Source organism: Streptomyces sp. bgisy100, assembly GCF_057709105.1.
The window spans coordinates 48518-67193 of record NZ_JBYITE010000040.1 but is presented as its reverse complement, the minus strand read 5'-3'; the positions used below and the strand labels follow the sequence as shown (position 1 = coordinate 67193).

The 18676-nt window shown below is 67.3% G+C and carries 13 protein-coding genes and 1 pseudogene; 5 read left to right on the top strand and 9 right to left on the bottom strand.

Annotated elements, in window-relative coordinates; genetic code table 11:
- Together AC3EQ1_RS23650 and AC3EQ1_RS23645 are read right to left on the bottom strand one after the other, a co-directional pair.
- A partial coding sequence (locus AC3EQ1_RS23650) for a hypothetical protein (protein ID WP_432096341.1) occupies window positions 1-199 on the bottom strand: 199 nt, incomplete at its 3' end.
- A gap of 77 nt (window positions 200-276) precedes the next feature.
- On the bottom strand, window positions 277-717 hold the full coding sequence (locus AC3EQ1_RS23645; RefSeq protein WP_432096340.1) for a hypothetical protein: 441 nt from the start codon (window positions 715-717) through the stop codon (window positions 277-279).
- Window positions 718-1591: 874 nt separating this feature from the next.
- Here AC3EQ1_RS23645 and AC3EQ1_RS23640 point away from each other — a divergent pair.
- Window positions 1592-1897, top strand: coding sequence for a hypothetical protein (locus AC3EQ1_RS23640; protein WP_432096339.1), 306 nt, complete (start codon window positions 1592-1594; stop codon window positions 1895-1897).
- Between the two features lie 100 nt (window positions 1898-1997).
- Here the strand turns inward: AC3EQ1_RS23640 and AC3EQ1_RS23635 are convergent, their stop codons facing one another.
- Genes AC3EQ1_RS23635 through AC3EQ1_RS23625 form a run of 3 tightly spaced genes read right to left on the bottom strand, consistent with a single transcriptional unit; the run spans window position 1998 to window position 9288 of the window.
- On the bottom strand, window positions 1998-4787 hold the full coding sequence (locus tag AC3EQ1_RS23635) for a pPIWI_RE module domain-containing protein (RefSeq protein WP_432096338.1): 2790 nt from the start codon (window positions 4785-4787) through the stop codon (window positions 1998-2000).
- Complete coding sequence (locus AC3EQ1_RS23630) at window positions 4784-8077, bottom strand: pPIWI_RE_Z domain-containing protein (RefSeq protein ID WP_432096337.1); 3294 nt, start codon at window positions 8075-8077, stop codon at window positions 4784-4786. Before AC3EQ1_RS23630 ends, AC3EQ1_RS23635 begins: the two co-directional genes overlap by 4 nt.
- Entirely contained in the window at window positions 8065-9288 is a 1224-nt protein-coding gene (locus AC3EQ1_RS23625; protein WP_432096336.1) for a restriction endonuclease-related protein, read from the bottom strand. Before AC3EQ1_RS23625 ends, AC3EQ1_RS23630 begins: the two co-directional genes overlap by 13 nt.
- 420 nt (window positions 9289-9708) lie before the next feature.
- On the opposite strand from AC3EQ1_RS23625, the gene AC3EQ1_RS23620 reads away from it, so the two are divergent.
- On the top strand, window positions 9709-10368 hold the full coding sequence (locus AC3EQ1_RS23620) for an HAD family hydrolase (protein WP_432096335.1): 660 nt from the start codon (window positions 9709-9711) through the stop codon (window positions 10366-10368).
- A gap of 10 nt (window positions 10369-10378) precedes the next feature.
- Here the strand turns inward: AC3EQ1_RS23620 and AC3EQ1_RS23615 are convergent.
- Window positions 10379-10719, bottom strand: a pseudogene (locus AC3EQ1_RS23615) (NsdA family TPR-like regulatory protein); the annotation flags it as partial.
- A gap of 290 nt (window positions 10720-11009) precedes the next feature.
- On the opposite strand from AC3EQ1_RS23615, the gene AC3EQ1_RS23610 reads away from it, so the two are divergent.
- The gene (locus AC3EQ1_RS23610) at window positions 11010-11852 is read left to right on the top strand and encodes a PE-PGRS family protein (RefSeq protein ID WP_432096334.1); all 843 of its coding nucleotides are present in this window, start codon (window positions 11010-11012) and stop codon (window positions 11850-11852) included.
- Here the strand turns inward: AC3EQ1_RS23610 and AC3EQ1_RS23605 are convergent.
- The 3 genes from AC3EQ1_RS23605 to AC3EQ1_RS23595 all read right to left on the bottom strand — a co-directional run bounded on the left by AC3EQ1_RS23605 (window position 11782) and on the right by AC3EQ1_RS23595 (window position 16309).
- The gene (locus tag AC3EQ1_RS23605) at window positions 11782-13473 is read right to left on the bottom strand and encodes a PE-PGRS family protein (protein ID WP_488187171.1); all 1692 of its coding nucleotides are present in this window, start codon (window positions 13471-13473) and stop codon (window positions 11782-11784) included. The two genes, AC3EQ1_RS23610 and AC3EQ1_RS23605, sit on opposite strands and share 71 nt — an antisense overlap.
- A gap of 271 nt (window positions 13474-13744) precedes the next feature.
- Window positions 13745-14917 carry a serine hydrolase domain-containing protein gene (locus AC3EQ1_RS23600; RefSeq protein WP_432096332.1) on the bottom strand — a complete coding sequence of 391 codons (1173 nt, stop codon included), beginning with the start codon at window positions 14915-14917 and terminating at the stop codon, window positions 13745-13747.
- 69 nt (window positions 14918-14986) lie between these two features.
- The gene (locus AC3EQ1_RS23595; protein WP_432096331.1) at window positions 14987-16309 is read right to left on the bottom strand and encodes an NsdA family TPR-like regulatory protein; all 1323 of its coding nucleotides are present in this window, start codon (window positions 16307-16309) and stop codon (window positions 14987-14989) included.
- A 191-nt stretch (window positions 16310-16500) separates the two neighbouring features.
- Here AC3EQ1_RS23595 and AC3EQ1_RS23590 point away from each other — a divergent pair, with 191 nt between their 5' ends.
- Both AC3EQ1_RS23590 and AC3EQ1_RS23585 read left to right on the top strand, forming a co-directional pair.
- Complete coding sequence (locus AC3EQ1_RS23590) at window positions 16501-17751, top strand: methionine adenosyltransferase (protein WP_432096330.1); 1251 nt, start codon at window positions 16501-16503, stop codon at window positions 17749-17751.
- Window positions 17751-18668: an aminoglycoside phosphotransferase family protein gene (locus tag AC3EQ1_RS23585; RefSeq protein ID WP_432096329.1), complete on the top strand. Its 918-nt coding sequence runs from the start codon at window positions 17751-17753 to the stop codon at window positions 18666-18668. Before AC3EQ1_RS23590 ends, AC3EQ1_RS23585 begins: the two co-directional genes overlap by 1 nt.
- The last annotated feature ends 8 nt before the right edge of the window (window positions 18669-18676 follow it).

Here is an 18676-nt window from a genome sequence, read left to right as displayed (position 1 = left end):
TGATCTCCACTCCCAGGAGCAGCTTCGAGGCCGCGCGGTATATGGCCGTCAGGCCCGGGGCGTGGCCTTCGAGGATCACCTCGGAGACGGTAATGCCTTCGGAGGATAGGCGGGCGCGGCTGAGCATGGCGGCCGCGTCGAGGGACGCCCGTTCGGGGTCATAGGTGGCGATGAAGCGGTCCCCGTCGCGGCGCACCATGATGGGCCTCGCTTGCCGGGCGTCACCCTGGTGCAGGTGGAGTGACGCGGTGAGGAGGTGCTCAGGGAGGCGAGTCGTCACTGCGAACCCTCCGCTCGCCGCCAGGTCCGCCCAAGGGCGTCTCGGTGGTCGTTGTTGTGGCCATTCTTCTGGGTGCAAGGTAGGCGGTCGGCGAATGTGTGGTCGGTGTCGGGCTGGTCGTCGATCCGATCGCCGGTCAGCGGATCGTGGCCGGGGCGGCGCTCTAGGCATTCGGACCCGACGAGGCAGGTGAGGGCCTTGCGAAGCGGGCTGGGCTCGGCGGTGGTGCGCTGAGCGGTGATCTCCGCCATGTGCTTGGGGATGATTTCCTTGAGCACTTTGAGCGCGGCCTGTGGATCGTCGGCCTGCTGGCAGACAGCGGCCAGGTCCTTGGCCATCCTTGCGATGATCAATTCCCCGATTGGGGTGATCTGGCCGTTCTGGACTACGGGAGTGTCCGGAGGGATCGCGTCGAGGTCGATGCCGGTGGTGGTCATGCGATCACCTCATCCGCAGCGGGGATGTGCTGTTCGGCCGAGGTTGACCTCGGCGTTGTCACCTCGGGAAGTGGGACGGTCATGATCGTTCCCCTCCTTGGGGAAGAGCGGTGGGGCGAGTGCCTCCGTGGAGACCCTGGCTGCAAAGCCGAGGGTGAGCCAGGTGCCCTGCTCCGTTCGAGGGACGTCTGGCCCGAAACTGGATATCCCGCAGTACGACCCGCGCTTCAATGGACCCGGACCGCTGTGAGCAGCCTGGAGCCCACGGCCCCAACGCCTCCTGCAGGAGGCACCCGCGATCCGCCAGGCGCCCGGCCTTCGATGGCACCCCTCGACCGTCGCCGCTGTCGTTCCCAGACCGAGCACCACCGCGACCTCCTTGCCCGCTGGGTGTCGCTCGTCCAGCACGCCCAAAATTAGCTGGCAGTCCGACGCCAGTACCGTCACGAGCAATGCATCGCGCCAGGGTGGCACGATCGCGCGCCAGCACGGCGCGACGAGGTTCCTGCTCCGCCGCAGCCTCGGTCACGGCGGTGATCTCGGCAGCCGAGGCTGCCAGGGGCTCGACCAACTCCTCCACGATCAACCGCTGGTCCAGCTCGATCTCTGCAGTCGCCAACACCCCAGCCGAGTCTTCGTCTGGAGGTTCTGGGGCGTACGGGAACGTTCTGACCTGCGGTGGCGCTGGTCTGGGCGGGGGTTCTGGACAGTGCTGTACGCCGGTGATGAGACCGGAACTGAGACCACCGCGCACGGAGAGCCGGAATGGCAGGGCAGCCGGTCGGTGAGCGGTCGTGGACCGGCATGAGCTTCCAGACACCCGCCTTACGAGAAGTGTCCGCGTGGTCCTCCACCTGGTGGCATGGTGGTCCCCGTGCTTCGTCGTAACGCAGCCCAAGATCACGCTGTCATCACCAACGCCATGACGCTGGCGTTCGGCCATCAGCTGGCCGCCACCTGGTTGGACCTGTATCCGGACGTGAGTGCCTCCCAATTGGTTGGGTTCCTGGAGGAGCAGTCGCTCAGAGCTCGGGCGGCTGCTGCCGAGGTGTACGTAGCGAAGGAGCGGATGAGTAAGGAGGAGGCGATGGCCCTGCTGGAACGCGAGAGCCGCAGCTATCGGGCCTTGATGCGGGAGGAACTGTCCACCGGCGACCTCAGCCTTCCCATTCCTGAGTGAACCAAGGGTAAGGAGGCCGAGGCCGCAAAGGCCGGTGAGGTCCTGGTGACCGAGGTGGTGCCTCGCGAAGCACGGTTCCAAGGTGCCGCCAGCGGAGTCATCAGCGAGCCTCGATATACCGGCCGGCAAGATCAGCGAGGTGGAGTTGGGCGGGGAGACGGGTCGGGACGGTGGTGTGCAGGTGGGCGGTGCGCAGCGCGTGGACGTACTGGGCCCAGGCAGCCGCGTCGGTGTCTTCCGGTTGGAGGAAGGCCAGGGCAATTTCCAGGGCTCCTGGGTTCCAGGCTCGTTTGGCGGCGGCGCGGGGGCGGGCGGGGTCGAACTTGTCTAGCCCGATGGGTGCCTTGCCCTGAACTGGTTTAGGTGCAAGGGCGTAGTAGAGCCGCTCGTGGACCTCGAATAGCCCAGAGGTGATTCCGTAGGCGCGGTCATCGTCCTGGGCGAAGACGTGCGGTACTTCGCGAGCGCTGTCTCGTGGAATGACGCGGGCGATCCGAAGGCCGGGGCACTGGCTGGGCAGGCGTACGCCGAGTCGGGCCAGTGGTTGCTGCTCGGCCGTGTTGTCCATGGTCAGATCTGCGCTCTCGCGGGGGTCCGCGCCGGGCAGGACCAAGACGTCGCGTCGCATGTGCTGGGTCTGGAGCCAGGCCCAGCCGCGGCTTCGCAGGTTCCGGCCGCCGACGAGCAGGAGCCTGGGTGTGGGGTCGTCGAGGATAAGGGCTCGGCGCAGGAATTCGGTGTATTCGCTGTCCGTTCCCTTGCCTCGGGGGAGCCGTCCACGGCCGGTGGCGAGCGCCAGATGCAATGCGCTGTAGGGCATGGGGGGCATGCCGGGCAGGAGGGCGGTAAGGGTGCCGTCAGGACGGTGGCGGAGCAGGATGGGGATGGCTCCTCCGCGGATGGGCTCGTACCAGAGCGCCCAGACCTCGATCGGTGCGCCGGTTGGAGACGGATGCGGGGCCGGGACGTGTCCCAGTTGGCGCAGGGCGTCCCGGACGGCGTTGGCAGCTCGGGGCAGGTCGGGGTCGGCGGCTGCCTCCTCGGTGTCCTCCGTCGGGGGTTGGATGCCGAGGTCCAGGTCGTCGTTTGTGGCCGGGACGGCGTTGACCACGTCGTCCGCGTCGAGGAACTCGTCGTCGTTGATCTCCTCGGTGACCGCGGTGTCCGTGGCGGTGATGGGGCGGAGGAACTGGGTGACACGGTCGCCGTGGGCGAAGCCATTTCGCAGCGTGGTCTTCGGGTCGGCGATGTCCTTGCCGGCGAACGCTCGGGGACCGTCGAGTTCGATGAGGGCCGCCGTGTGCCCTATGCCGGGCGGAGCGCTTGGCGTATCGCGGTGTGGCAGGGACGCGAGGCGAGTCCGGATCTTTTCAAGGCGCTGTTGAGCCGCGATGACCGTCCGGGCGGCTTTGCTTTCCTGGCCGTTGGGCAGGCGCAGGGCGGCGGCCAGTTCGCCGATGTCGTGGAAGCTGACCGACAGGATCAGGGATCCGTCGTTGAAGGACCGAGTGGAGCCTTCGATTGTCGGCGCTGGGGCCAGCGCAAGGCCGTGTTTGTTGTCCTGGAGGGCGTTGAGCAGCGCCTGTCGGGTGGTGTCTGTCTGGTTCCAGAACTCCAGCTGGTAGCGGCGCCCTTCTGGAGCCAGGCGCGGACTGGTGGTCCGGCCGCGTGGCCGCCGACGTGAGTACGGTTCGGTGGGGGTTACGCCGACGGGAGCGAGTGCGTTGGTGACGGCCTCGAAGAGCTGATGATGGTTGATAGGCATGAAGCCCGGGTTTACTGGGTGATCACACGTCTTGGCGTTCTGTCGGCGGCCGACAGGGGGTGGCGAGCTTTCAGAGCGGAGCAGCCGCATGCCGCTCTGGTACTGGATGGCGGCGTAGGGGAGCTGGTCGCCTTCTCCGTCAGAAATGCTGTTCGACTGGCCGTTGTGGGGCAGGTGCCGGAGCGGGTCACCGAGGACGTCGGAGAGTGCGGGGTGCGGGAGCTGGCTTAGGCGGGTAAGTAGTTGTTCGAGGCCGTTGGCCCACTTCCAGCCGCCGCGCCAGGTGCCGGGGACGCGCAGGAAGGTGGGGCGTTCGCTGGGACGCAGGATCCCCGAGGGACTCAGGAGCCAGGCGTGCAGGTTGAGGTTGGGCGAGTAGCTGAGCGGCAGGTGCATCCAGCGGTGCAGTACGAGGTCGATATGGATGCGCGGCTTGGGCTCCTGCCAGGCGGTTTGGGCACCGATCCGTACGCCGAGTGACCAGGGGGCGTCACCGTTGCGGTCGGGCATCCACCGCGGTGGCCACTCGACAGCCTCTCGGGGGCCGTCGAGCGTGGGGCCGAGCACCAGGTGCCTCATGGATGATTCGGGGTGCAGTAGAGGCAGGCCGGCTTCCGCCAGGTGTGCCGCGAGCATGCCCGGCAGGATTTGAAAGAAGCCGCGCGTCGGCGCTGCTGTCCCGTTGGGCGCGGCCGTCCAAGCGGTGACGGGGACGTCCTCCGTGTCGCGGGTGCGTTCGAGGTCGTCGGCGTCCAGGAGCTGGTGCCAGTCGATGTGCGGACGGTCGGCGGTGACGAAGATGTCGGCCCAGGTTGCGACGACGGTTTGGACGACAACCGCGGGTACGGGCCTGGTGGAGGCGACCCAGTACTTGTCCTGGTCGTCCAGCCCCCAATTGGCTACGTCCACGACGTTGTGGTCAACGGCGCGCAGGAGGTCGGCGAGAGCGCGGACCGGCAGGTCGTCCCGCGTGTGGCGCGGGCGGTACTGGCTGCGCAGCAGGCGCAGCCAGTGGGAGGGAAAGCGCAGCGTGTCCAGCCGCCGAGATGGCAGCGCGCGCTGCTCGATCGTGCAAGTCATGCAGGCGATGCGGGGGTAGGGTTGCGGCTTCATCGTGACGGTCACTGTCCCCAGTCCATGTTTTCCAAGCACTGCAACATCAGCTCGTAGAGCACCTCGGCGGCGGCGCGGTCGCGTTCGTCGACCGGCTCGATGGGCCGGATCTTGTCGCCCAGGGCGCGCTCCATGGCAACGAGGATGCTCGTGTTCGCGGTGTCCGCGGCGCTGTCGTGACGCGCGTGTCGCGATGCGAAGGCGGGGTCGCAGAAGTACACCTCGACCGGTTGGCCACCGCGGATGCACCGGCAGATCGTCTGCCACATCGAGGTGATCGAGTTCCACACGAACGCGCGATGCGCCCGGCCGCGCAGACGGCGGAAGACCACCGGTCGACCCACCAGCAGGTGCCAGTCCATGCGGCTCTCTTTGCGCAGTTCGGCGGCCACTGAGGCGATCGACGCGGGCGCGAGGGCGGGGTGGAGCAGCTGGGCCATCGAAGAGCGGTTGGACAGGCCCATGGCCAAGTCCAGCTCGTCGGGCGGCGGATGCTGACGGCTGAAGAAGAACTCGGCGCCGAAAGCAGCCACACCGTCAATGTTGAGCACGTTGACGGCACGTTCGATCGACAGCTGGGCGGCTGTGAGAACGTCGTGCTCGCTCAGCCCGAAACGGTGGACGTCACGACGCTGGATGCCATGCGGCCCCGGTGTCTCCGCGTCCTTCACGACGTGCTGGGCGGTGAAGGCGGTGCCGCGCACCAGGTACTCGGCCGTGGTGCGCGCGTCGTTGCCGCTCTGACCAACCAGCAGGGCCTTACGGCGTTGCTGGGGCAGCCGTTTCAGCACGCTGCCGAGCAGTCCGTCCCGGCCGCCGGGTGGGGCGACGGAGGCCGCGACGCCGCGTACGGCTTCCTGACGCTCGTCGCCGAGGCGTCCCGAGGGTGAGACCAGCCGTCCGTCCGGCGTCCGGGCCGGGCGGAAGTAGAAGCGGCTGCGTGCGATCGCCTCACGGTCCTCGTCGGGCTCGCGCAGCAGGAAGTCGACGGGAACGTCCACCTGGTAGGTGGCCGAGTCTCCCGCCCAGCTTGTCGCCGAGAGCAGGAGCACGTTCGGTCCCTCGATGCCTTCGGCGGTCAGCAGGTTGTGCATGTGGTGCAGTAGCCAGCGGCCCACACCACGGACCCAGAAGATGCGCAGGTCGCCGCTGCCGGCTCTGTTGTCCAGCCACTGGAAGGCGAGCATGTTGCCCTGCAGGGCCTCGGGCACGAAGGCGTCATAGTCGCTCGGCGGTCGGCTGCTCCAGAATTCCTCGTCCCGGGAAAGCCCCAGCAACCGCTCCACCGCTGGGCGGATGGTCGCCATCCTGAGATACGAGCTTCCCAGAAGCGAGGTGTGATAGGCGGCGCGCAGCAGGTGGCGCGCGAACGGCAGGTATCTTCCCAGCTTGCGCTCCGCCTCGCGGCCGCCCGCTACCCCCGCGTGCTCGATCAGCCAGGCGTCGACGCGCTTACGCAGTTCCTCGTCCGACAGCGCGGGGTTCTCCAGATCCGGGACGATGGTCTGGAGAGGGCCTGTCACCGGGTCGAAGGTGTGGAAGACGAACGTCTCGAAGTTCTTCCGGTAGTACTCCAGCGCCTTCTCCTCCCGCTCCTGCGGTCCCTCGCCGTTGGGACTGAGGCCGTGGAGCAGCCGCGCGAGGTCGTTGAAGAGGGAGTGGCCGGAGAAGTACGTCTCGTGCAGATGCCTGCGCAGCCGGGCGCTGCCGCCGTCCTTGTCGGGCTCGAGCAGGGCGTTGTACAGCAGATTGACCTCGTCGTCCGCCTTTCCCTTGAACCGGTAGTACTCCATCGCGCGTTGATCTTCCAGGGGGCGGCGGCCGGTGGAGCGCAGACTGTTCTGAGCGGTGATGACCTCCTGATCCCACCAGCTCCCGCCCTGCGCCACCAGCACCTGGCTCTGCAGGAATTCGTCATCCAGGGTCTGCTGGACCTTGTCGGCCTCGTCCACGATCAAGAGGTCGGCCCAGTGCTGCACCGCCTCGAGCCAGCGCAGACGCGCATGGACGGGTTGGGCCCAGCTGACCAGCAGTGCCTGCGGGGTCGTCAGCCACACGCCCGCTCCGGCCATTTCCTGCTCGGCCCGATGGACCGGACAGATGGCCAGCAGAGGGCAGTTGTACTGCTTTCCTTCAGCGTCAAGCAGCCTCTCCCGGCAGGGGAAATCCTTGACCGGCAGCGGCGGGCGCTTGCCACCGGGCGCGTCGCGGAAGGGCTCTAGAAGGCAGTTGCACGACACGTAGTCCGCTGCCACATCGGCGACTCTCGGGAAGGCAGGCGCGTGGTCGGCGAGAACCCCGCGCCAGTACCCCGACGCGTGCGTGAAGCGGCTCCCCGCCCCGAAGATCGGAACGGCCTTGACGCCGAGGGCCCGGAAGAGCGCGGTCTTCTGTAGACAGTCGCTCACCGACGGCAGTACGAGGACCACGGTGCGTCCCCGCCTTACCGCGGCGTACGTACCGATGAGCGCGTAGCTCGTCTTGCCGCTGTTCGGCAGGCCGATGCCGTGCACCAGGCCGCGCACGCTACAGTCGGTGGGCTTGGTGCGGAACCCTGACACCTCGGGTGACCACGGCTGGAAGGCGATCTTCCGCAACCGACCGGAGAAGTTCCGTTCAGGGATGTCTGGCCGGTTCGCCAGCACGCGATCCATCCTCTGCGCCGCTTGCCGCAGCATCCTCGGCGTCAGGCGCACCGGGCGTCGCCGTCGTGCGGTGAGCAGAGGCAGCGAGCGAAGCTCTACCGGGATCTCGATCTTCGGGATGGCGACCATTTCGTCGGAGCCCGTGAAGGAGTTCGTGAACCCGTACACCTCTCCGGGCTCTGCCACTCGGGTGACCCGCGGAGGCGCGTAGGGCACCGGCCGGTCGATCACCGCTCTGTACAGCTCGAACCGGGTGGCGAGCGCCGAGGGATCCCGCATCCGGTACCAGACCCCTGCTGCCTCTCCGTCTTCGCTCTGGCCGCGTGCTGGCAGCCGCCTGAAGCCTCGCAGCCCTTCCGGCAGCTTGTCGTACTCGCCGAGGCTTCGCAGCCAGCGGCTCCCTGACCCATACCGTCCCAGCAACAAGCCCAGACGGTGCAGTCGGCCGGCCATCACGGCATCACCGGGGCGCGGAGCGATGTAGCGGGACAGCATTGACCACAAACAGTCCACTGGCTCGTTGGGGAAGTGATCCGCCATGAAGGTCAGACCGAGCTCGATGGCGAAGAACTCGCGCTTCTGCAGCGGCCGGACCGCGTCCTGGGAGATGCCCTCGGCTTCCGCCAGATCCTCGTACCAGCCTGTCACCTCGCGCACGAGTTACCGCCCTGCCGCGCCAGCGCGCGCCTGACCTCCGTGAGCAACTGCTTCTCGGTGACCACCTTGAAGGGGCGCGCTGGATCCGTGCGGCCGGCGAGCTCCGTGCGCAGATCTGTAAGGTAGCCGGGGACCTGGGCGCGGTGCTCCGGCACCACGAGAAACCGCCGATCGCACTCAGGCTCGATGGGCCACCTGAACGATCTGGCCAGGAGAACCGGGCTGGCCCAGTCCTTCTCGTCCGTGCCCCACAGCTCGCTCCGCTTCCCCCGTGGGACTCGGAAGCACACATCCAGGGCGTCGGGCTGGTCCGTACCGAGCCACAACAACGGCTCCAGTCCCAGCGCCCGTACGTTGTCGCAGACGCGCAGTTCGAACACACCGGCGTCGTGCACGAACCGGCGGGCACCGCGGTGGAGCACCCAGTAGAAGCCAAGCGTGGCCAGACGCAGGTTCTCGTAGCCCGTCTCACAGCCCGGCGTGCCGCAGTCCTCCTTCCGCTTCCCTCGCGCCTTGGACAGGGGAACGCCACACCGCGCGCACACGGCCAACGTCACGCCGTTCTCCGCAGGCCGGCGCTCATACACCGCGCGCACGAACTCCATCACATACGGTTCCCCAGCCGCAGGCCCTGTCGGCAGCTCCCGCTGCAGCGCCTGCACGTCCAGATCACTGATCACCGGCCGCTCGATCACCAGGCGCCGCAGCCGCACATAGATCCGCCAGGCGTCGTGCCTCTCGCGGGCATTGGCCTCCGCCACCAGTAGCAGCGCCTGGTGCACCCGATGCTCGGCGAGATGGGCCTCCGGATCTCCCCAGGCCCCCCGCACGGCCTCCTCGGCGAACTCGCTCGGCTCATCCCCCTCCAGCAGACACACGTCCGCATCGGCGGCTGAGAGAGCCATCGGCAGCGGCCACCGGCCCGGCGGTACCCGGCACAGCTCCAGCACCGCGTAGTCGTTGCGTGGCGGCTCAAGCCCTGCCCAGAAAAACCGCCACCACAGACGGGTGACCGCCTCCTGCCAGGCTCCCGGCAGACTGGTGTACCGCCTCTCCGCCCCGGACCAAGGGTGACGCGGCTGTCCGAGGCTCTCCAGCCGCCGATTCATCTCAACGAGGCCGTGAGAGAGCAGCGCGAGCAGGATGTAATCGTCCTCCCACACGGCCGCGCCGCGCTCCGGGCCAGCCTCGTCCACGCTCAACGCAGACACACGGACCCCTCTCCCACCTTGCGCCACCCAAAGTAATTACATTGTTGCAATGGGCGAGTGGCGCCTGTTGGGGTGGCTGGAACTTCCTCCTAACGGGGGACGCAGACTCTCCCTCCATCCTGCGTCTGGGCATCATCCCTCGCACGTTCCATACGTCATGGCGCCGTGCGCAGCCTGACTCGAGCCCCTTAGCTTGCGGCTCCGCCGCCATGAGCGTCGATGCCGCATCGCTCAGGTCGAGCAGGACCTCGCGGATGAACCGGATGTGCTGACACTCCGGGGGTTCCACTCGTCTGCCTTGATTAGCCGCCGAGCCACCCTTGAGCGCCTCCCAGCCCCCAGATTGCCATGGTGTGTAGCGGCGACCGCAGACCGAAAGGGCTGCTTCACTCTGGCGCCGGTCCGTCTAACCTGCGGAGCATGATTCGTGCTGTGGTGTTCGATGTCGGTGAGTGTCTTGTTGACGAAACCCGGGAGTACGGGACGTGGGCGGACTGGCTGGGGGTGCCGAGGCATACTTTCGCGGCGATGTTCGGCGCGGTCATCGCGCAGGGGCGTGACTACCGCGAGACGTTCCAGGAGTTCCGGCCCGGTTTCGACCTGGCCGAGGAGCGGGAGAGGCGCGCGGCGGCCGGGAAGGCGGAGTGGGTCGGCGAGGACGACCTCTATCCGGATGTGCGGCCGACGCTGGCGGCGCTGCGGGAGTCCGGCTTCTGGGTGGGTATCGCGGGGAATCAGACGGTACGGGCCGGCGGTCTGCTGCGCGGGTTGGACCTGCCCACAGAGCTGATCGCAACCAGCGACGACTGGGGTGCTTCGAAGCCCGACGTTGCGTTCTTCGAGCGGGTCATTGAGGCAACGCCGGCCGAGCCGAGCGAGATCCTTTACGTCGGCGACCGCCTCGACAACGACATCCGCCCGGCTGTGCAGGCTGGGCTCCTGACCGCTCTGATCCGACGCGGCCCCTGGGGCACCATCCAGCAGCGCGACCTGGACGCGGACGCGATCACGACGATGCGCATCGACTCACTGGCGGAGCTGCCTGAGAAGATCGCCAAGTTCAACGCTGAAGGGCGCTGACGGTCGTGCCTCAGTCATAGAGGCGGTCATCCACAGGTCCCGCACGCACTGTTCGTTCTGCCAGGGGGCGAGCGTGCGGCGAACCTAGCGGACGTGATCCATACCAGTGGCGTACCAGGTGATCGCCAGCTGGTCGAGCGCCTGGGCGGCGTACCTGCATGCCTCCTCCGGCCTTCCGTCGGCAGCCTCGACCGCGGCGAGATCGCCGAGGATGACGGTGCGCTGTTTGTCCGACTCGGGCGGTAGGTCGTCGAGTACTTCCTGGAGTGTCTGCCGGGCTTGCGGCAGGTGGCCGGCCTTCAGCTGCGTGTTGTCTTTGAACGCTGCCAGGCGGACCGGGCTGAACCAGTCGCTGACAGCTCGAATTCTTCTTAGCTGGCTGTTGCCGAACGAGCGGCGGCGGTTACGGCTGCTGCTCCACTGCGTTCCGGAAGTCTGGCGCGCCATGGTCGTCGAGTAGACGCTGCTCACGGCCCGCCCCAGCCACGGGCGTGTGGGACCTTGTCGCAGAGGCCCTACTCCTCTGCTGCGGCTCCACTCAGCCTCACTTCCTGTTGGATTCCGATCGTCCATGGATACGCATCGACCTTCTTTTGGCAATGGCGGGGCGCTGGGAGGAACAGACCTGGCTGAATAGACACATGGAGATTGGTGAGCACTGGGCCTACCGCGCCAGGCCGAAGGAGCTGGGCGCCGCGGTTCGCCGCGTCGAGATCGTTCGGGTGGGTGGGAGCGGCAGGTCTGGATGGCTCCACGTGCGGTTTCTGGAAGGTGATGACGCGGAACTGCAGGAGTGGGTCAACCCGAATTCTCTCGTGGCGCGTTGGGAGGACGTCGAGGCGTTCCGCGCGGACGATGCGCGCGAGCTCGCACTGGCCGAAGCGTCGCGGAGCGTTCGAGGAAGCGCCGAATTCGAGGCGGCGCGGTTCGTACTTGGATTTGTCCGCCCGAAGAGCAAGCTGCGTCTGCGGCGCGGCGCTGCTGACGCCGGGATCTTGGAGATGAGCTGCCTCGACGAAGGCGCCAGGCTTGTCGGGATGGAACCCGCAGAGCTTCGGGGCGATCCGATGGTCCACGAGAATCGCGAGGGGCAGTGTCTGGCTGGATGGGCGGTCACTGAGCGGCTCGCGCGTCACGTGGCCGGCCGTCTTGCCGACGGCATCCTCCCCGAGGTAGACCGCAGGCAGCAGGCCGTCGATCAGGAGCGTACCCAGTCCTCCTGGTACTCCTACAGCTGCCGGGACGACCGCAAGCTGGACGAGGAAGCGGCCGTCCTGCGGACCGTCCGGGAGTGGTGCGGCCAGGACAAGGCGGATCGCTACGACGAGCTGGTCGCCCTGCGCGACGAGGTCGTCCGGCTCGGGAAGCTCGTGGAGAAGTCGGTGAAGGCCCTACGCGACCGCGGGCACGGTGTCATCGCCTCCACCATTGAGCGCGACCTCGGGATCCATATCGCCAGCCTTGATCCAGACGTTCGTCGGTGAAGCTGTGCCACCGCTCCGGCTCCGGCTTGGGCTGAGCGGCTTCCACCTTGGGTTCCTCCTCCTTCGGAGGCTTCTCTTTCTCCGGCCGCTGGGGATGCCATCCACGGAGGAAGGGCCGTAGCTGGTCGCCCGTGGGGTCCGCGTGGAGGCTGTGGGCGGTGAGACCCCTTCCGGCCACGGTCGGGTCCAGCCGGTCGGCTTCCGCGTTCCCCCACGCTGACCACTCGCGTAGCCGCCCGGCTTCGTGGGGGTCGTCCGAGACGGAGGCGGCCTCATCGAGCGTGGCGCAGAAGGCCCGCATCTCCCCTGCAGCCCGCCACTGCGCCAGGGCGGTGCCGAACCGGTCGACCCGTACAGCATCCATTGCCTTGATCGTCGCGACGCTGACCGCCGCTTCCCACTCCCGCCGCGTACGCTTCTCCGCCTCAGCCTCCCGCCGACGGCGCTCCTCCTGCTCCTCGGCCTCTCGCAGGCGGCGTTCCTCCTCCTGCCACTCGCGCTCCTCGTGCAGACGCTGCTGCTCCGCCTCCCGCGCCAGCCGAGCCTGCTCCTCTTCCTCCGCGCGGGCCTTCAGTGCCCGGAAGATCGAGCCGATCTGGTCCTCCAACGGCTTCTTGGCTGTGTCGCCCCACTCCTTCTTCCAGCCGTAGTGGTAGCCGCTGCTGTAGCTCGATCCCTGGCTCACGACCAGTTCCAGTTCGCCGGACGGGACGAACCGCTGCGCCGGGGTGACCCGCTGCCAGTCGTACGTTCGTTTCCCCGGCTGCTTGGGCACGTACCGGACCTGCTGCTGCCGCTCACTGAAACTGATCTCGTACGTCCTGCCATGGACCGTGAGCAGCGGCCTCGGCTGCCTGCGCTTCTTCGACACCGCGATCTCGCCATGCCGTGCGAGGGCCTGCTCGGCGAGGAGCCGAAGGAGGGAGATCACTCGTGGGAGTACCTCATCCGAGATCTCGAAGGCGCTGTGGTCCGCGGTGACCGCCGCGATCACGTCCTCGACGTCGATGATCACTCGGCTCCGTGCCAGGCGGATCCGGTTCCACTCGGTGTCGTCCTCGCCCGTCACTCGGAGGAGGCCGAGGAAGAAGTCTCCCTTCGCCCGTCCGCTGTACTTCAGGTGGTAGCCCTCCGGCGCATACTGCCGCGCTGCGTCGAACGCCCGGCGATAGCGAGCCCGCTCCTCGGCGCTCGGGTCCGGGACCCGAAGGAATCGACCGGCCTCCTGCACCTGAGCGATTAAGGCCGCGCCGACCTCCGCCGGCGACTGCCGTGGCGGCCTCGCGGTACGCGTTGCTGTCGGCTTCGGCTCATGTGGGGGTGCCGTCCGCCGACGGGGAGGTGCCGCACCCTTCGGCTTCGGCTCGGCGGCTGCCGGTCGTTGCTTGCTCGGGTCGGGCTGTTCTGGGTGGTGGCCGTGTTCCAGGTAGAAGTGCCCGTCATCGGTGATCTCCGCCTGCCACTTCCCACCATGCTTGGGCATGGTGATGAGGCCCCGGTTCTTGAGGGCACGGGCGGTGAGGGCGGGTTCCGGGCTCCCAGAGGTAACAGGATCTGTTCCCTCTCCGATGCGGGTGAGTAAGGCCAGCTGTCGATCGTTGAGCGGCGACCATCGGTACATGGTGACCGTCGTACCGGTCCCGTCGAGCGCCTACAAGCAGAATGGTGATGTTCTCGCATTCTGTTGTCCGAGCGTCGCCACGACCGGACAGGCAGACCCGGCGCCCCGTGCTCGCGACAACACTGGAGGGGCTTGCCCCGCGTCTCCCATTTCAGCTCAGTCGGCAGAGCGCATCCAAGTGTGCTGAGAAGTTCGATCGCAGCCCTTCCAAGATTGCCTTCCCCCTCTCTGGGGCGGCGAGTGGTTACGGTGACCTTGTGACCTTGTTCAGTTACGCCAGCGACCTTCGCACTGCATCAACCAGCGACGATGCACGCACGTCGTCAGGGCCCCCGATGATGTGGTTCATCGCGTAGCCGAACGCGATGCCGTGCTCCCGGTCGGCAAATCCGAGTGATCCGCCGCGGCCGGTGTGGCCAAAGGAGTTAGGGCCGATCATGGGGTTGGTCTCAGTGGACAGCATGTATCCGGAGCTGAACCGGCTCGGTGCCACCAACACCTTGTCCGTGCCGCTGGCCTGCTCCCTGGTCGCTGATGCGAGGGTCTCTGGAGTGAGCAGCCGTACGCTGCCCACCGTGCCGATCACAGAGGCGTACATGCGCGCCAGGCTGCGTGCGGTGCTGACCCCGTTGGAGGCCGGGAGTTCCGCGGCCAGCACTTCGGGGGAGTTGAAGTCGATGGCGGCTGGCTCGGTGACCTGATACGCCCTGTTACTGAAGGAGTTCGGGTCGCGCCAGGCCGTGACCTGTTCGCGGAGCTCCTCCGGGATCGACTCCATGGGCACGGTGGTGAGGTCGACCTCGGGCTGCTGGTACACCATCTGGGTGACACGGTCGAGTTCACTCGTCGGCAACCCGATGAAGAAGTCCAGGCCCAGAGGGGCAGCGATCTCGTCGGCGAAGAAGCGGCCCGGCGTACGGCCAGATACTCGGTGGATAACCTCGCCGACCAACCAGCCCCAGGTCCGACCGTGATACCCGTGAGCCGTGCCTGGGGTCCACAGGGGACGTTGAACGGCCAGCGCGTCCGCCATCGGCTGCCAGGCCAGCGCATCGTTCAGCGGCACTGGTTGGTCCAGTGCAACCAGGCCAGCCTGGTGGGACAGCAGCCATCGCACCGGAATTTCCGCTTTGCCGTTCGCCGCGAACTCCGGCCAATACTTGGCCACCGGGGCGTCCAAGTCGAGCGCGCCTCGCTGGGCGAGCAGATGAACTGCGGTGGCGGTCGCGCCCTTCGTAGCCGAGTAGACCAGCTGCAGGGTGTCGCGCTGCCACGGGCGACCGGCGTCGGGGCCCGCTATCCCACCCCACAGGTCCACCACCGGCCGGCCATCTTGGTACACGCATACGGCAGCGCCGATGTCCCCGCGTTGATCGAAGTTCGCCGCGAACGCTTCGCGTACTGGCTCGAACCCGGCTGCGACCTCACCGTTGATCGTTGTCATGCGATCCATCCTGGCATTTCAGCCGCCTGCGCCGAGAGGGCTCTTTCGGAGCGCGCAACCCGAAACCAATCAAGCTGCACCGGGCAGTGACTGGAGACGCTCGCGGAATTCACGGACGGCCGGGACGGACTTGTGGGGTAGGAGCTGCTCGGTGAACTCCTTCAGACGATCCATGGCTCGCACGGAGCTGACTGTGTCTTCGAGGAGCTCGGCGCCGTAGTTGGCGGCGTCGAGGGCTCCGTCCAGGTCGTTGCCAGCGAGGCGAGCTTCGGCCAAACGGGCGGACCGTACAGCCTTGTCGCGAGGCGCGGCCTCCTTGACGGAGGTCTCTAGGGAGACCGTCGCGCGATCCAACTGACCGGAGCGCAACAGGACTTTTCCCTCGGTCGACTTCAGTTGTGCCTCGCCGAACCAGTCGAGCCAGTCCGGGTTGTCCTCCACTGTGTGGCGCTCCCATAGGGAAGCAGCGCGGTTGAGCGCCGTACCTGCCCTCTGGTGATCGCCGTCGCGAGAATGCGCCTCTGCTTTGTGCAGGTAGAGGAAGGACTGGGTGTCGGGCGACAACGTTCGCGGTGCGTTGTCGATGGCCGTCGAGATGAGATCGACTCGCTCGGCGGTCAGTCCGGCCTCAGAGACGTGGACCCCCATCTCCGCCAGGACGAAGGCACCGAAGGCGTCGTCGCCGGCAGTGCGGGCGCTGCGCATGGCCCCGATGTAGTACCGCTGCCCTGCGGAGCGCAGCCCTGCGTCATAGGCCATCCAGCCGGTCAGATGCGATACCCGAGCAGCCAGCGCGTATAGACGGGTGCGGATCTTGTCCGTGTATCGGCCGGCACTCAGGAGACTGGTGATCAGGGCGAGGTCGCCTCGTGCCTGTTCCAGGAGTCGGGCGCCTCCGAGTTGGTCGTCGAGTGTGCGGAGCGTGCTGATGCGCTGCTCGATCGTAGAGACCATCGTGTCGGTGACTTGATCTCCGTTGAGGGCGGACGCGAAGGCGGAGGGCGCCTCGGCCCAGCTCGCTGCCAGCCCCGTCAGGGCGGCGCCGGTGATGGTGAGGAAACCTCGACGGTCCATGCGGCCACTCCCCACCAGGTCAGCCAGTGCCTCGACGGTACCGGCCTCTGTCCAGGGAGCAGTGAGCCCGGTGACTTCCCATACGGGAAGCCATCGTGGCCATCCCTCCGTCTGGGCCCGCTCGTAAGGAACGCACAGCAGGTCAGCGAGGACGCGCTGAGCGTCGGCGTCCGGTTCCTGGCCCTGCTCCCACTTCCACACGGTGGTGCGGTTGGTCGCCAGAGGGATGCCCAGCTCCTCCCCCCGCGCCTGCATGAGTCGGGCGAGCTCGGCCTTCCCCCATCCGCTCGACTGGCGGACGAAGGTCAGTGGGTGCATTGCTAACGACTCACCAGCCACGACATGCCTCCCGTCAACTCCGTGCAGTAGTGGGGAGATTACCCACACCGAGTGAGCAAGGGAGCCCTCGGCGCCGAGAGAAACCCCCTAGAAACGTTCCAGCCCGATCTCCAGACGGCTTCACTCGTCATCAGCCGCTCAGCCGTCGACCTTGAGATGGGAGCACGTTCATGCCCCGTACGAGCACGACCTTCGGCAACAGCCACTTGGTGATCGAAACCGGTGCAGCCCGACCGGAAGCGACCACGATCGTCGAGCGCAAGGGCCTCGGTCACCCCGACACCCTCGCCGACCACCTGGCCGAGAGACTGTCCCGGGCCTACAGCCGGTACACCGTCCGCCACTTCGGCGCTGTCCTCCACCACAACTTCGACAAGCTCGCCCTGCTCGGCGGCGCCAGCGAGGTCCGGTACGGCGGTGGGGGTATGACTGCGCCCGTCCGGGTTCTGGTCAACGGCAGGGCCGCGCCGATGTGTGGCGATGTGCGCATCCCCGTCACCGAGATCGTCGAGACCGAGATCCGGGCGTTCTTCGCCGAGCGGCTCCCCGAGGTCTCGGACCACCTCGACATCGTCTTCAACATCACCAGCAACTCCAGCCCCGGAGCCGTACTCACCGGCGACGCAGTCCCCGACCGCACGCGGTGGTTCAACCCGCGCTCGATCGAAGACCTGCGCGAGCGGCGGATACGGCTGTCGAACGACACGTCGCTGGGGACGGGCTGGGCACCCGAGAACTCCTTCGAGTCGTTCGTACGGGAGGTCGTGGACCACTTCTCCGGCAGCAGCGACTTCACCCGCGCCCACTCATGGTGCGGCTCCGATGTCAAACTCATGGGCTACTGGGACGGTGAGCAGGCCGACGTCGTGCTGTGCGTCCCCCAGAAGTCCAGTCATGTTGCAAGCCGGGCGGAATACGTCCGCAACGCCGAGACCGTGCTCGACGAGTGCCACCGCATGGCCGCGCTCCGGCTGCCTGGTGTCACGGTCGGCTTTCGGCTCAACGCCCGTGACGTCCCTGAGAAGGACGAGCTGTACCTCACCTACACCGGCAGCTCGATCGAATCCGGGGACGAGGGAGTCGTCGGCCGGGGGAACCGGGTCAACGGTCTGATCACGCCCCTGCGCCCCATGAACCTGGAGGGCGCCAACGGCAAGAACCCCGTCTACCACGTCGGCAAGCTCTACAACATCGCGGCGCAGCGGCTTGCGCACCGACTGCACGAGGCCACGGGCCAGCACGCCGAGGTCCATCTCGTCAGTACGACCGGGCAGCGGCTCGACCAGCCGTGGCGCATTCTGGTGCGGCTCTCGTCGGCTGATGTGGAGGTCGACAAGGTGCGGGCCCTCGTCAACGAGGCCCTGGACGAGTTCCCTGCTCTGACCGACGAGCTCGTCTCGGACGGGATGGTGCTGAGCTGATGACGGCACGCTCGCTCGGCAGCGTCCTTCCAGGGGCACGGGACCGACTTCTGGCTCACTACGGGCCCGGTGCCGGCAAGTGGCTTGATACCGCCCCGCAGCTCCTGGAGGAGGCTGCCGAGCGGTGGAAGCTGACTCCACGGGGCTACTACGACGCGGGGCACTCCTCGGTCGTCGCCGTGGCCAGAGATATCCACGACACCCCCGTCCTGCTCAAAGCCTGGTACGAGTCCGCCCGCTACCGCGACGAGGTCACCGCGCTACGACTATGGGGCAGCGGCCCGACTGCGGACGTCATCGAGACTGCGGACGACCTGTCGGTTGCCTCGATGGAACTGGTGGGTGGCCGGCCGGGCGGCACGGCCAGGCCCGAGCGGGAAGTCCAGTTGGTGGCAGCAGCGATCCAGGGGCTCCATGCGATTGGCGCGAAGCAGGGCCGACCAGTGCTCCCTCGGCTGGGAGACCATCTCCAGCACACGGTGCTGCCACGCGTGGCGCGACGGGCGGTGACCCTCGATCTCGGGCGGCGAGAGTGTCTCGTACGTGAGGCAATGCCCGAACTTCAGGAGCTCAGGGAGTCGCCCGTCCGTACGACGGTCCTTCATGCCGACCTCTATCGGGAGAACGTGACCTTCGATGGCCGGCGGAACGCTCGGCTCATCGATCCGCATCCGATGGTCGGCGACGCGGCCTACGACTGGGCGTTCTGGAGCGTCTATTACGACTTCGGTCAGGCGACGTTCCAGCGTTTGGCGATCGCGTCGCGGATATCCCGGATCCCAGTTCCGGAGATCTCGGTCTGGTGCCGGGCCGTCGCCTTGGACGGGCTCCTCTACTACATGGAGGTCGGCGATCAGGCTCAGGAACCGGCCGCGGACGTTCTGGCCGCGCTGATGGCATCAGGCTTGGAGGGGTGAGGGGTAGG

Excerpts from the sequence above, each read along its gene's own strand:
- AC3EQ1_RS23645 (WP_432096340.1), bottom strand. The coding sequence starts at position 717 with ATGACCACCACCGGCATCGACCTCGACGCGATCCCTCCGGACACTCCC.
- AC3EQ1_RS23620 (WP_432096335.1), top strand. The coding sequence starts at position 9,709 with ATGATTCGTGCTGTGGTGTTCGATGTCGGTGAGTGTCTTGTTGACGAA.
- AC3EQ1_RS23610 (WP_432096334.1), top strand. The coding sequence starts at position 11,010 with ATGGAGATTGGTGAGCACTGGGCCTACCGCGCCAGGCCGAAGGAGCTG.
- AC3EQ1_RS23605 (WP_488187171.1), bottom strand. The coding sequence starts at position 13,473 with ATGTACCGATGGTCGCCGCTCAACGATCGACAGCTGGCCTTACTCACC.
- AC3EQ1_RS23600 (WP_432096332.1), bottom strand. The coding sequence starts at position 14,917 with ATGACAACGATCAACGGTGAGGTCGCAGCCGGGTTCGAGCCAGTACGC.
- AC3EQ1_RS23595 (WP_432096331.1), bottom strand. The coding sequence starts at position 16,309 with ATGCACCCACTGACCTTCGTCCGCCAGTCGAGCGGATGGGGGAAGGCC.
- AC3EQ1_RS23590 (WP_432096330.1), top strand. The coding sequence starts at position 16,501 with ATGCCCCGTACGAGCACGACCTTCGGCAACAGCCACTTGGTGATCGAA.
- AC3EQ1_RS23585 (WP_432096329.1), top strand. The coding sequence starts at position 17,751 with ATGACGGCACGCTCGCTCGGCAGCGTCCTTCCAGGGGCACGGGACCGA.